The organism is Marinobacter alexandrii, from assembly GCF_005871205.1.
GTDB lineage: Bacteria > Pseudomonadota > Gammaproteobacteria > Pseudomonadales > Oleiphilaceae > Marinobacter > Marinobacter alexandrii.
The window spans coordinates 388,831-402,309 of record NZ_SWKM01000015.1 but is presented as its reverse complement, the minus strand read 5'-3'; the positions used below and the strand labels follow the sequence as shown (position 1 = coordinate 402,309).

At 57.3% G+C, this 13,479-nt stretch carries 11 protein-coding genes; 8 read left to right on the top strand and 3 right to left on the bottom strand.

Translation table 11 applies throughout. The features are described from left to right. Nucleotides 1-22: 22 nt before the first annotated feature. Nucleotides 23-1,075 carry a 2-dehydropantoate 2-reductase gene (locus tag FCS96_RS17995; protein ID WP_138441743.1) on the bottom strand — a complete coding sequence of 351 codons (1,053 nt, stop codon included), beginning with the start codon at nucleotides 1,073-1,075 and terminating at the stop codon, nucleotides 23-25. A gap of 197 nt (nucleotides 1,076-1,272) precedes the next feature. Here FCS96_RS17995 and FCS96_RS17990 point away from each other — a divergent pair, with 197 nt between their 5' ends. From FCS96_RS17990 to FCS96_RS17970, 5 genes are all read left to right on the top strand, one after another. Then, nucleotides 1,273-2,157 (top strand): hypothetical protein, encoded by an 885-nt coding sequence (locus FCS96_RS17990; protein ID WP_138441742.1) that lies wholly within the window; start codon nucleotides 1,273-1,275, stop codon nucleotides 2,155-2,157. 262 nt (nucleotides 2,158-2,419) lie between these two features. Beyond that, nucleotides 2,420-3,445, top strand: coding sequence for a transporter substrate-binding domain-containing protein (locus FCS96_RS17985; RefSeq protein ID WP_138441741.1), 1,026 nt, complete (start codon nucleotides 2,420-2,422; stop codon nucleotides 3,443-3,445). Between the two features lie 89 nt (nucleotides 3,446-3,534). Further along, nucleotides 3,535-4,722, top strand: a complete 1,188-nt coding sequence (locus FCS96_RS17980) for an amino acid ABC transporter permease (RefSeq protein WP_138441740.1) — start codon at nucleotides 3,535-3,537, stop codon at nucleotides 4,720-4,722. After that, nucleotides 4,722-5,807 carry an amino acid ABC transporter permease gene (locus FCS96_RS17975; RefSeq protein WP_138441739.1) on the top strand — a complete coding sequence of 362 codons (1,086 nt, stop codon included), beginning with the start codon at nucleotides 4,722-4,724 and terminating at the stop codon, nucleotides 5,805-5,807. Before FCS96_RS17980 ends, FCS96_RS17975 begins: the two co-directional genes overlap by 1 nt. A 98-nt stretch (nucleotides 5,808-5,905) precedes the next feature. Then, entirely contained in the window at nucleotides 5,906-6,616 is a 711-nt protein-coding gene (locus tag FCS96_RS17970; RefSeq protein WP_138441835.1) for an amino acid ABC transporter ATP-binding protein, read from the top strand. 51 nt (nucleotides 6,617-6,667) lie between these two features. Here FCS96_RS17970 and lpxH read toward each other — a convergent pair whose 3' ends face one another. Together lpxH and FCS96_RS17960 are read right to left on the bottom strand one after the other, a co-directional pair. After that, nucleotides 6,668-7,393 (bottom strand): UDP-2,3-diacylglucosamine diphosphatase, encoded by a 726-nt coding sequence (gene lpxH / locus FCS96_RS17965; protein WP_138441738.1) that lies wholly within the window; start codon nucleotides 7,391-7,393, stop codon nucleotides 6,668-6,670. Then, complete coding sequence (locus FCS96_RS17960; RefSeq protein WP_138441737.1) at nucleotides 7,390-7,899, bottom strand: peptidylprolyl isomerase; 510 nt, start codon at nucleotides 7,897-7,899, stop codon at nucleotides 7,390-7,392. Before FCS96_RS17960 ends, lpxH begins: the two co-directional genes overlap by 4 nt. A gap of 149 nt (nucleotides 7,900-8,048) precedes the next feature. On the opposite strand from FCS96_RS17960, the gene FCS96_RS17955 reads away from it, so the two are divergent. From FCS96_RS17955 to FCS96_RS17945, 3 genes are all read left to right on the top strand, one after another. Continuing rightward, complete coding sequence (locus FCS96_RS17955) at nucleotides 8,049-9,728, top strand: glutamine--tRNA ligase/YqeY domain fusion protein (protein WP_138441736.1); 1,680 nt, start codon at nucleotides 8,049-8,051, stop codon at nucleotides 9,726-9,728. After that, nucleotides 9,725-11,113 carry a cysteine--tRNA ligase gene (cysS, locus tag FCS96_RS17950; RefSeq protein WP_138441735.1) on the top strand — a complete coding sequence of 463 codons (1,389 nt, stop codon included), beginning with the start codon at nucleotides 9,725-9,727 and terminating at the stop codon, nucleotides 11,111-11,113. Before FCS96_RS17955 ends, cysS begins: the two co-directional genes overlap by 4 nt. 145 nt (nucleotides 11,114-11,258) lie before the next feature. Continuing rightward, the gene (locus FCS96_RS17945; protein ID WP_138441734.1) at nucleotides 11,259-13,439 is read left to right on the top strand and encodes a malate synthase G; all 2,181 of its coding nucleotides are present in this window, start codon (nucleotides 11,259-11,261) and stop codon (nucleotides 13,437-13,439) included. The last annotated feature ends 40 nt before the right edge of the window (nucleotides 13,440-13,479 follow it).

The following is a 13,479-nucleotide window of genomic DNA, read 5'->3' as shown; positions in this document are numbered from 1 at the left end:
GGGCTGCCTTTCGCTTTAGTTGTTATCGCGAGGCTCGGGCAGCCTGCAATTCTTCCAGCAGTTCGTCACCCGCCCAGCGTCGTCGGGTGTTTTCGCAATCGTGTACCAGTTTGGTCAGGCGTTGGTTGACTGGCGCTGACTGGTTCATGGACTCGGCAAGACGAACAACTTCGCCATTGATCCAGTCCACTTCTGTGGCACGGCCGGCCTCAAGATCTTCCCACATAGAAGAGCGGGCGATGGGGTCAATCTCCAGCATCCGTTTCGCTAGCCGAGTGAACAGCCAATTTGGCAGTCCCATCACTGATGGCACCAGGTGCATGGGCACAGGGGTAAGTTGTACTGCCTCAATACCCGCCTGGCTCATCAACTCCAGCGTCTCGCGCTGGGCCATGGCGAGGCAACGACGGTAATTGCGATCAGACAGCTCTTCCAGCAACGGTACATTGGAAAGTGCGTTGATCGGGTTGTTCAGGTTCAGCAGCAGCTTGGACCACATCACCGAGGTCATGTCGTCCCGTAGCTCCAGCGGCAACCCGCACTGCTCGAAAGCCGGCAGGCTCGGCTGCAGACTGTCGTCCCGGGCTGCCATCAGGTGCCCTTCGGTGCCGTGGTGGAAATGACCGGGGCTTTTCTGCAGCACGTTGAAGGGAATCATACCGGCGCACACCCGGGCGTTTGGCAGTCGCGCCCGTAATTCTTCGGCATTTGAAATACCGTTCTGAAGACTCACCACCGGCGTTCCTTTGGGCAGAACCCTGGCAAGGATGTCTGCTACTTCGGCTGTGGCAGCCGACTTCACGGTGATCAAAACCAGATCGGCGTTGGCCGCCGCCGAGGCATCGTCGGTGAACTGATTCGGTGTGAGCCGCGTCTCGAATGAAAATCCCTGATAGTCGGTCAGTACCAGCGGGTGGTCATTGAAGATCTGACGCAGGCGCGGACGGCCCACCATGACCACGTTTGCGCCCCCTGACAGCAGGCGCCCACCCACGTAGCAGCCCACGCTGCCGGCACCGAAAATAACGATGCGAGGCGAGGTGCTGGAAGAGGCAGGGGAGTTGGTGCTGGGCATGGGAAGTCCGTTTGTTTTTAGGATAGTGAGAAGACTGTCTGGCCGTTCGTGAGAAGTCAATGTGGTTTATTTCCATATCGTAAGGCGGTTTTTGTCACGGCAGAATCGGCTCTGTTCCATAATGAGTCGAAGCAAACCGGATCGGGAAGCAGGTTGGCATTTCCCCTCCAGTCAAAGACCGAGGTGTTAACGAAACTATGATCAAGAACGTGTGGATATTGATGGCCGTCGTACTGTTTCTGACCGCCTGCGATGCTCCGGAGAACCAGTCCGACGAGACTGCGGGCATGAAAGAAGAAGCAGTGGGGGAAACCGATGAGCCTGATCTCTCCATAACCCTGGAGCCTGGACAGATGGAATGGGTTGGGGCTCAGATCTTTCGTAATGAGTGTGCCGGGAAGCTGGAATGCCTGGTGCACTGGAACGAGGGTGAAGATTTCCCGTCTCTGGGCATCGGTCACTTCATCTGGTATCCGAAGGGCGTTGAAGGCAGATTCGTTGAGAGCTTTCCGGCGCTGATCCAGTACATGACCCAGCGCCAGTTAGCAGTGCCAGAGTGGCTGCGGAAGCTCGATCCGATGGATGCGCCCTGGCCGAACCGGGAGGCGTTCCTGGCGGCGGAAGACTCGGTAGAGATCGCCGAATTGCAGGCATTCCTCGCCGGCTCCCAGGGACTGCAGGCGGAGTTCATCGTGCGTCGGGCCAAAGAATCCCTGGAGAAAGTCGTTGCGGAGGTCTCCGAAGCCCAGCAGCCGTTGGTACGCAAGAGGCTCAAGGCGTTGGCAGCCACACCGGGTGGTATCTATGCGCTGATGGATTACGTTAACTTCAAGGGCGAGGGTGTGTCCCGTATGGAGCGTTACAACGGACAGGGCTGGGGCTTGCTGCAGGTGCTGCTGGAAATGGAGCAGGAAACGGCCGAGCGGTCGGCGCTGATGAGTTTTCGAGAGGCTGCTGCTCGGGTGTTAACCCGTCGAGCCGAAAATGCCGAGAATCCCATCGAAAAGGAGCGTTGGCTGAGCGGCTGGCTGAAGCGTCTCGAGACCTATCGTGAGCCTGCCCAGATGGAAACATCCGCATAAATTTTTCTCTAAAAACTAGTTGATTTCTCGAACTTTGTTCTACTTTATAGGGGGACGGCCCTTAAATCTTGCCTCGGAATAGGGCGACCTATTAGAGTTGGTGCACCACGCTGGTCCCAATCTGGTCGCTCTCATTGACCGGCCGGGAAGGTTAGGCTGGTAAAAATGAAAATAAATACAATATATCAATAACATAGCTTGCATGGCTCACAATTTGCTGAACCCATCGCGAAGCAACCAACCGAAGTTCGGAGATCCGATAATGAATAAGACGAAATCGATTGTCCTGGGAATGGCACTGGTATCTGGCGCGTTTGCGGCCAGCAGTGCGATGGCTGCAACGACGTTGGAAAATGTGAAGGAAAAGGGGCATCTTCAGTGCGGCGTTACCAGTGGTCTGCCCGGGTTCTCCCAGCCTGATGAGAAAGGTAACTGGACCGGCATCGATGTCGATACCTGTCGTGCCGTTGCCGCCGCTGTCTTTGGCGATCCCAAGGCCGTTGAATTCACACCGCTGACTGCGAAAGAGCGCTTTACTGCCTTGCAGTCAGGTGAAATCGACATGCTTTCCCGCAACACCACCTGGACGCTCACCCGTGACGCCTCACTGGGTCTGAACTTTGCCGGCGTGAACTATTACGACGGCCAGGGCTTCCTGATCAACAAGGACATTGGTGTTGATGACGCTACCCAGCTGGACGGCGCTACCGTGTGTATCCAGTCAGGTACCACCACTGAGCTGAACCTGTCCGACTATTTCCGTGCCAAGGGCATGGAATTCAAACCGATCGTATTTGATACCTCTGAGCAGACCGTTCAGGGCTTCTCCGCCGGTCGCTGCGACGTTCTGACGTCCGACCGCTCCCAGCTGGCGGCCCTGCGCTCCAAGCTGGCTGATCCGGAGTCGGCCAAGATCCTGCCTAACACCATCTCCAAAGAGCCTCTGGGCCCGGTGGTTCGTCAGGGCGACGATCAGTGGTTCAACATCGTGAAGTGGGTACTGTCGGTGCAGATCAACGCCGAAGAGCTGGGTGTGACCAGCGCCAATGCCGACGACATGCTGAAATCCGATAACCCGAACATTCAGCGTCTGCTGGGTACCGACGGTGACATGGGCGCCAAGCTTGGCTTGCCAGCTGATTTCGGCCACAAGGTTGTGAAGTTGGTTGGTAACTACGGCGAAATGTACGATCGCAACGTGGGTCCGGACACCCCGCTCGGTCTCGATCGCGGCATCAACGCGCTCTGGACTGAAGGCGGCATCATGTATGCACCGCCGGTTCGATAAGACCTGAAAGCCGAAGCGGGTGCTCTAGATTGAGCACCCGCTGTTGTCTCTGACGAAGTAAAATGCAGGGAAGCTTTCCGGGAATTTTCATGAAAAAACAAACAGTTGACTCAAAGCCTGCGGGGCCAAAGCCCTGGTATGACCCCCGGGTACGTTCTTTGTTCTTCCAAGTCGTGGCCATTGCAGCGGTGTTCTGGGCTGGCTGGACTCTGGTAGAAAATACGCTTTCAAATATGGAGAGCAGGGGTATAAGCACCGGTTTCGGCTTCCTCGAGGAAACCGCCGGATTCGGCATCATCATGAGCCTGGTGCCGTACGATGCCACCATGTCCTACGGACGGACTTTCTGGGTTGGTCTTACCAACACCTTGCTCGTCTCAGTCATGGGTATTATCGCGGCAACCCTGCTTGGCTTCCTCATCGGTGTGGCGCGCCTGTCGAGTAACTGGCTGGTAGCCAAGGTCTCGCTTTTCTACATCGAAGTGATCCGAAACATTCCCTTGCTGCTGCAGATCTTCTTCTGGTATTTCGCAGTCTTGGGTGCCTTGCCGTCACCACGACAGAGTATCGAGGTGGGTGGCACGATGTTCCTCAACAATCGTGGCCTGTACGTTCCGGAGCCGCTGACTCAGGACGGGTTCGGGTTGGTCTGGGGTGCACTTCTGGTCGCCATTGCTGCGGTGGTTTGCATCCGTATCTGGGCCAAGAAACGGCAACTGGCGACGGGCCAGATTTTCCCGACCTTCAAAGTTGGTGTTGCCATTCTGGTGCTCCTGCCAGTACTGGCCTACTTCGTAGCGGGTAGTCCGCTGGAGTGGGAGGTTCCGGCACTGAAAGGTTTCAATTTTGGCGGTGGTATCACCATCATTCCGGAACTCGCGGCGCTGTGGCTGGCGCTCTCGCTGTACACGGCCAGTTTTATCGCCGAGATTGTTCGGTCCGGTATCCTGTCGGTGAGTAAGGGACAGACCGAGGCGTCCAAGGCGCTTGGGTTGTCGAATGGGCTGACCCTGCGGTTGGTCGTGATTCCCCAGGCCATGCGGGTCATCATCCCACCATTGACCAGTCAGTATCTGAACCTTGCCAAGAACTCCTCGCTCGCGACCGCCATTGGTTATCCCGACCTGGTGGCCGTGTTCATGGGCACGACCCTGAACCAGACAGGGCAAGCGGTTGAGGTGGTCGCCATTACCATGGCGGTTTATCTGACCATCAGTCTGTCGATCTCGCTGTTCATGAACATCTACAACCGGGCCGTGGCGATTAAGGAGCGATGATGACTGAGTCCACCATGAAACCACCTAAAAAGGCCCTCACGCCTGTGAAATGGATGCGCGAGCATCTGTTCTCTACCTGGTACAACGCCTTGCTCACGGTTGTCGTCGGCTACCTGGTTGTGACCAGCGTTGGACCGATCCTGAACTGGGCTCTGTTCGATGCAGACTTCCTGGGCGCTGATGCCAGCGACTGTTCCGGTGCGGGTGCCTGCTGGTTGTTCATTGACCAGCGTCTGAACTTCTTCATTTACGGGTTCTACCCGGACGAGCTGCAGTGGCGTGTGGACCTGATGTTCCTGCTGCTGGCAGTGGCCTTCGTGCCCCAGTTCATCGAGCGGTTCCCCGCCCGTAAATGGTTTGGCATCTTCGGCATGACCGGCCTGCCAGTGATTGGCTACTTCCTGATTCCAGGCGGCCTCTTCGGCCTTGAAGCCGTAGAAAGCACCAAATGGGGCGGCTTGATGCTGACCTTGATCCTGGCCTATATCGGGATCCTGGCATCGTTGCCCATTGGTATTTTGCTGGCGCTTGGGCGTCGCTCGGAGATGCCGATCATTCGCGGTCTCAGCGTGGTGTTCATTGAAGTCTGGCGAGCGGTGCCGCTGATTACCGTGCTGTTTATGGCGTCGGTCATGCTGCCACTGTTCCTGCCCGAGGGAATGAACTTTGAGAAGCTGATGCGAGCGCTGATTGGTATCACGCTTTGGCAGTCTGCCTACATGGCTGAAGTTATTCGCGGTGGCTTGCAGGCCATCCCGAGAGGGCAATACGAAGCAGCCGACGCACTTGGTCTGGGTTATTGGCGCAAGATGGGGCTTGTGGTGCTGCCGCAAGCCTTGAAGCTGGTTATACCCGGCATCGTGAACACCTTTATTGCACTGTTCAAAGACACCACGCTGGTCCTGATTATCGGTCTGTTCGATGTTCTCGGCACCGTTCAGTCAACCGTTACGGACCCGGCCTGGCAGAACGTCGCCGTGGAGGGCTATGTTTTCGTGGCCTTCTGTTTCTGGATATTCTGTTTCGGCATTTCCCGTTACAGCCAGAACCTCGAACGCAAACTCGACACCGGTCACAAAACCTGATGGGTAACCCAATGACAGAACAAACCCAAACTTCTGAAGTACAGTCCTCCGCTCAGGGCGAGACGGGGAAGAATCCGGGCATTATCCGGGTTGAAGGGATGCACAAATGGTACGGCGATTTTCACGTCCTCAAGGACCTGAATCTCACGATTAAGCAGGGCGAGCGGATTGTTATCTGTGGCCCGTCCGGTTCCGGCAAGTCGACATTTATCCGATGCATTAACCGGCTGGAAGAACACCAGCAGGGCAAAATCATTGTCGATAATGTCGAGTTGACGGACGATATTCGGCACATCGATAACGTGCGTCGGGAAGTTGGCATGGTGTTCCAGCACTTTAATCTGTTTCCGCACTTAACAGTGTTGGAGAACTGCTGCCTATCGCCAATCTGGGTTCGCAAGATTCCACGGAAGGAGGCGGAGGCCTCGGCCATGGAATACCTCGAGCGGGTGAAAATTCCGGATCAGGCCCATAAGTTCCCGGGTCAGCTCTCTGGCGGTCAGCAGCAGCGGGTAGCCATTGCCCGGGCGCTCTGCATGAAGCCGAAAATCATGCTGTTTGACGAGCCAACGTCGGCACTGGATCCCGAGATGATCAAGGAAGTGCTGGACGTCATGATCGAACTGGCCGGCAGCGGCATGACCATGCTCTGCGTCACCCACGAGATGGGCTTTGCCAAGACCGTGGCAGACCGCGTGATCTTTATGGATGGCGGGGAGATTGTCGAGGAGGCGCCGCCTCACGACTTCTTCAGCAACCCGCAGGAGCCGCGCACGCAGCAGTTCCTCAAGCAAATCCTGGCGCACTAAAAAACCCAGCGCCAGAAACAGAAAGGCCGGGCATGTGCCCGGCCTTTCTCGTTACAGCGGTTTTTTATCCAGCACCGGCTCTTGGCCGGGCTGCACCTCTAGCCACCAAACGTGCGTATCCCAGTCACCCAGCACAATACGCTTTGCCGGCTGACCATTGGCCTGCAGATGATGCTCGGCCGGCCGGTGAGTGTGGCCATGGATCAGGCGCTGAACGCCGTGCGCCTCCATGTCCTTGACCACTTCTTCCGGCGTGACGTCCATGATGGTTTCCGCCTTGCCCTGGTTCTTGGCCATGCTGATTTCCCGCAGTTGGCGCGCCATCTGCTGACGATCAGCCAGCGGGCGCTGCAGGATCATCTGCTGCCACTGGGGATTACGCATGTTGGCGCGGAACTTCTGGTACTCCACATCGGCGGTACACAGGCTGTCACCGTGCATCAGCAGCGTAGCGGTGCCGTACAGATCAACGACGGTTGGGTCATCAAGCAGCGTTGCCCCCGCCCGGTCACAGAAGTCGTGACCAATCAGGAAGTCGCGGTTGCCGTGCATCAGGAAGATCTCGGTGCCGCTTTCACTGACGGCGCGAAGCGCTGCAGCAATCTGTTCCTGCAGCGGCGTGCGCTCGTCATCGCCGATCCAGGCCTCAAAGAAGTCGCCCAGGATGTAGAGCTTTTCTACACCGTGGGCCTTTTCCTGCAGGAAACCGAGAAACGCATCGGTAATGTCCGGCCGGGATTCCTCCAGGTGGAGATCCGAGATAAACAGCGTGGTCACGCTGCACCTCCCTCCTCAAGCACCTTGGCGGAAATGATGATGACGTCTTCTGCCGGGACGTCCTGGTGGCCAGCCTTGATGGTCGTGCGAACAGCACGAATCTGGTTGACCGTGTCCATGCCCTCAACCACCTTGCCGAAAACACAGTATCCCCAGCCTTCCGCGTTTTTGGCGCTGTGATCGAGGAAGCCGTTGTTCTCGACATTGATGAAGAATTGCGCGGTGGCGGAGTGCGGGTCCATGGTGCGGGCCATGGCCACTGTACCTTGCATGTTGCTCAGGCCGTTATCCGCTTCATTCTGGATCGGGTCGCGGGTTTTGCGGGGCGTCATGCCAGGCTCGAAGCCACCACCCTGAATCATAAAGTTGCTGATCACCCGGTGGAAAACCAGGCCGTCGTAGAAACCGTCACGAACGTACTGTTCGAAGTTTTTGGCGGTCTCGGGAGCCTTGTCGTGGTCCAGCTCGAGTTTGATGTCACCGAGGTTGGTTTGCAGCAGAATCATCGGGCGTTCCTGTTTAGAATAATTGGTCAAAAGAATTGGTTGGGCTAAAGGGCTCATTGTACGCAAGAGTTTCGCGCTATGCATGAGTCCGGCTCAGATTTGTGAGTATAATAGGCGGTTTCTGACCCACCCTTTTCTACAGAGAACGTATGAGCGCCGAATCGAAGAAAGCCCACAATTTTATTCAGAGCCTGATCGAAGACGCCATCGCCAAGGGCGAGCACACCGGTAAGGTGGTAACCCGCTTTCCGCCGGAGCCGAATGGCTACCTGCACATTGGTCACGCCAAATCCATTTGCCTGAACTTCGGCATTGCGGAGACCTTTGGCGGCGAATGTAACCTGCGATTTGACGACACCAATCCGGAAAAGGAAAACCAGGAGTACATCGATGCCATCAAGGCGGACGTGTCCTGGCTTGGTTACCAATGGGCGGGCGAGGTTCGTCACGCATCGGACTACTTTGACTCGCTGTACGCCTTTGCCGAGGAGTTGATCGAGAATGGCAAGGCCTATGTCTGTGCGCTCTCGGCTGATCAGATGGCGGAGTACCGTGGCAGCCTGAAGGAGCCGGGCAAGAACAGTCCGTACCGGGATCGTCCAGTGGAGGAAAACCTCCAGCTGTTCCGCGACATGCGCGACGGTAAATACCAGAACGGCGAGTTGGTGTTGCGGGCGAAGATCGACATGGCGTCTCCCAACATCAACCTGCGGGACCCGATTCTCTATCGCGTCCGTTACGCCGACCATCACCAGACCGGGGACAACTGGTGCATCTACCCGATGTACGATTTCACCCATCCGATCTCGGATGCGATCGAAAACATCACCCACTCCCTGTGTACCCTGGAATTCGAGGATCACCGTCCGCTCTATGATTGGGTGTTGGACAACATTTCTGGCCCTTGCCATCCGCGCCAGATTGAATTTGCCCGGCTGAACCTGAACTACACCATCACCAGCAAGCGCAAACTCAAGCGCCTGGTGGATGAGAATTTTGTGGAAGGCTGGAACGACCCGCGGATGCCGACTATTTCCGGCATGCGTCGCCGTGGTTACACGCCCGAATCGATCCGCACCTTCTGCGACATGGTGGGAGTTAACAAGGCTGGCGGTACTGTCGACGTGGGCATGCTAGAGCACGCCATCCGGGAAGACCTGAATACCCGCGCACCCCGCGCCATGTGCGTGATGCGTCCGCTCAAGGTCACCCTGACCAACTACCCCGCCGACCAGACCGAAACGCTGGTGCTGCCGGTTCATCCCCAGAATCAGGAGATGGGGGAGCGTGAGGTCACCTGGAGCCAGACCCTGTTCATCGATCGTGAGGACTTCGCCGAGGAGCCGCCGCGCAAATGGAAGCGCCTTGCTCCGGACCAGGCGGTGCGGCTGCGCGGCGGGTATGTGATGACCTGCCGTGAGATCATTCGTGACGCCAGTGGCGAGATCGTCGAGCTCAAATGTGAATACGATCCGAACACCCTGGGTGTGAATCCGGAAGGCTACAAGCCCAATGGTGTGGTGCACTGGGTATCGGCGACTGACAGCGTCGAGGCCGACATCAACCAGTACGACCGTCTGTTCAATCACGAGTCCCCGGACAGTGACAAAGATGGCGATTTTACCGACCACCTGAACCCGGAATCCCTGGTTGTGTTGCACGGCGCGCGGGTTGAAAGGGGCCTGGTGCAGCCGCGCACAGATCTGCCGTACCAGTTTGAGCGCGAGGGCTATTTCTTCTTCGACGAGCTGCTGTCGCAGAACGCCGGCCGGCCGGTCTTCAATCGAACCGTTACGCTTCGTGATTCCTGGGGTAAGGGGGGCAAGTGATCCGCATTTACAACACGCTCTCGCAGCGCAAGGAAGAGTTTAAGCCTATTGAACCGGGTAAGGTGCGGATGTACGTCTGCGGCATGACCGTTTACGACTACTGCCACCTTGGCCATGCTCGGGTGCTGGTAGCATTCGATGTCATCACCCGATACCTGAGGCATCGGGGTTACGCCGTGAACTACGTGCGCAACATCACCGACATTGATGACAAGATCCTGCGTCGGGCGGAGGAAAATGGCGAAGCCTTCACCGATCTGACTGATCGCATGATTCGCGCCATGCACGAGGACGAGGCCCGGTTGGGCGTTCTACCGCCCACCAAAGAGCCGAGGGCGACCAGCTATATCGATGAGATTGTGGCGATGATCCATAAACTCATTGCCAGTAATCACGCTTACGCCGCCGACAACGGCGATGTCTATTTCGCCGTCGATTCATTTACCGGCTATGGCAAGTTGAGCAAAAAGAAGCTCGAAGATCTGGTTGCCGGTGCTCGCATCGATGTCCGGGAAGCCAAGCGCAGCCCAGCGGACTTTGCGCTCTGGAAAGCCGCAGGTGAGGGCGAGGTCAGCTGGCCGTCACCCTGGGGCGATGGTCGCCCGGGTTGGCATATCGAGTGTTCGGCGATGTCGACCGAGTGCCTGGGCGATACCTTTGATATCCATGGCGGTGGTCCGGATCTGTTGTTCCCCCACCACGAGAATGAAATCGCCCAATCCGAATGCGCTACCGGCCACGAATTTGCCCGGGCCTGGATGCACGCGGGTGCGATCCGGGTGAACAAGGAAAAAATGTCCAAGTCCCTGGGCAACTTTTTCACGATCCGCGAAATTCTCGAAACCTATCCGGCGGAAGTGGTCCGGTATTTCCTGGTTTCCAGCCATTACCGCAGCCAGGTCGATTATTCCGAGGATAACCTGGCCGAAGCCGGTCGCACCCTGACCAAGCTATACAATTCGCTGCGCGGTATCGTGCCGGCCAAGGCGGCGGACGTGGGTGAAACCGAGCACGATCGCCGTTTCATGGAAGTGATGGACGATGATTTCAACACCGCCGGTGCCATTGCGGTGCTGCATGCAGTGGCCAACGACATCAATCAGCATCGTCGTGACGGGCGCGAACAGGAAGCCAAGCAGAGTGCCGCGGTCCTGGTCCGTCTGGGTTCTATTCTGGGGCTGCTGCAGCAGGATCCGGAGGCATTTTTCCAGGCCGACATCGGCGGCGAACTCAGTGCCGAGGATATTGAACAAATGATTCAGGCCCGCAACGACGCCCGCAAAGCCCGGGATTTTGCCGAAGCCGATCGCCTCCGCGATGAGTTGGCGGACAAAGGCATCATCCTGGACGATTCCCGCGAAGGCACAACCTGGCGGCGGGGCTGAGTTTTTCAGTAAGCTAAAACAAAAGCTGCATTGTAGAAGTGGGAATGACCTGATACGCATTTTCCCGTACAATGCGGCGCTCAAATTAGAATGCCCCCTCAACGAAGGGGGAGTCGGGAAACGTAACCCACTGAGGCAGACAACGATGACAGAACGCGTACAAGTCGGCGGCATTCAGGTCGCGAAGAATCTGTATGATTTCGTAAACAACGAAGCGATCCCGGGAACCGGTGTCGACGCAGATAAATTCTGGGCCGCCTTCGACAAAATCGTGAACGAACTGGCCCCGCGTAACCGCGAGTTGCTAGCCAAGCGTGATGCGATTCAGGAAAAAATGGACAGCTGGAACCGCGACCATAAAGGTCAGGAGCTGGACATGGCCGAGTACAAATCCTTCCTGAAGGACATTGGCTACCTGGTCGAAGAGCCGGCGGATTTCAAGATCTCCACCTCCAACGTTGACCCGGAAGTCGCCACCATGGCGGGTCCGCAGCTGGTTGTGCCGATCATGAACGCCCGTTTTGCGCTGAACGCCGCCAACGCCCGTTGGGGGAGCTTGTACGATGCGCTGTACGGTACCGACGCCATCTCCGAAGAGGGCGGTGCCGACAAAGGTGCTGGCTACAACCCGGTGCGCGGTGCCAAGGTTATTGAGTGGGCTCGCAAGCTGCTGGACAGCTCGGCTCCGCTGGCATCCGGAAGCCACAAGGACGCCGCCAAGTACTCTGTAGAGGGCGGCAAGCTGGTCGTCAAACTGCAGAACGGTGAGTCCACGGGCCTGAAAGACGAGTCTGGCTTTGTTGGTTACACCGGCGCTGCCGATGCGCCGACCGGTGTGCTGCTGGTGAAGAACGGCATGCACTTCGAAATTCAGATCGATGCCACTCATCCGATTGGCAAAGACGACGGCGCCCACGTCAAGGACGTGCTGATGGAGTCGGCCCTGACCACCATCATGGACTGTGAAGATTCCGTTGCCGCCGTTGACGCAGACGATAAGGCCCTGGCTTATCGCAACTGGCTCGGCCTGATGAAGGGCGATCTGCAGGAAACCTTCGAGAAGGGCGGCAAACAGCTGACCCGGAAGATGAATCCTGACCGCACCTACACCGCGCCTGCCGGTGGCGAGTTGAGCCTGAAAGGCCGCAGCCTGATGTTCATCCGTAACGTTGGTCACCTGATGACCAACCCGGCCGTGTTGCTGAGCGATGGCCAGGAAGTGCCGGAAGGCCTGATGGATGGTCTGATCACGTCGCTGATTGCGATCCACGACCTGAAAGGTGGCGGTAGTCTCCAGAACAGCACCAAGGGCTCCATGTACATCGTTAAGCCCAAGATGCATGGTCCGGAAGAAGTTGCGTTCACCAACGAATTCTTCGGTCGGGTAGAAGATGCCCTGGGTCTGCCGCAGTTCACCCTGAAGGTAGGGATCATGGACGAAGAGCGTCGCACCACCGTCAACCTGAAAGCCTGTATCCACGCAGCCAAAGAGCGTGCGGTATTCATCAACACTGGCTTCCTGGACCGCACCGGTGACGAGATGCACACTTCCATGGAGCTGGGACCGTTCATTCGTAAGGGCGAAATGAAGCAGGCAGCCTGGATCAACGCCTACGAGCAGTGGAACGTGGATATCGGTCTTGAGACTGGTTTCCGTGGTGTCGCTCAGATTGGTAAGGGCATGTGGGCCATGCCGGATTTGATGGCTGGCATGCTCGAAGCCAAGATCGGTCACCCGAAATCCGGCGCGAACACCGCCTGGGTTCCATCACCGACTGCGGCAACACTGCACGCAACCCATTACCACCAGATCAGTGTGAGCGACGTTCAGAAAGACATCGAAAGCCGCGCTCGTGCGAACATCGATGACATCCTGACCGTGCCGGTTATGGCCGATCCGGGTGCACTGTCTGCCGAGGAGATCCAGCAGGAGCTGGATAACAACGCGCAGGGTATTCTGGGCTACGTCGTGCGTTGGGTTGAGCAGGGTGTTGGTTGCTCCAAAGTGCCGGACATCAATAACGTCGGGCTGATGGAAGACCGCGCCACTCTGCGGATATCCTCGCAGCTGCTGACCAACTGGCTGTACCACGGTGTTTGCACCGAGGCGCAGATCGACGAGACCATGAAGCGCATGGCCGCGGTCGTCGATAAGCAGAACGCCGGTGATGCGTCCTATCGCGCCATGGCGCCGAACTTTGACGACAGTGTTGCCTTCCAGGCAGCGATGGATCTGATCCTCAAGGGTCGTGAGCAGCCAAATGGCTACACCGAGCCGCTCCTGCACGCATACCGTCTGAAGGCAAAAGCCAAGTACGGTGCATAAGTACTGAGCAGCCACAAAAAACCCCGCCTGGTGCGGGGTT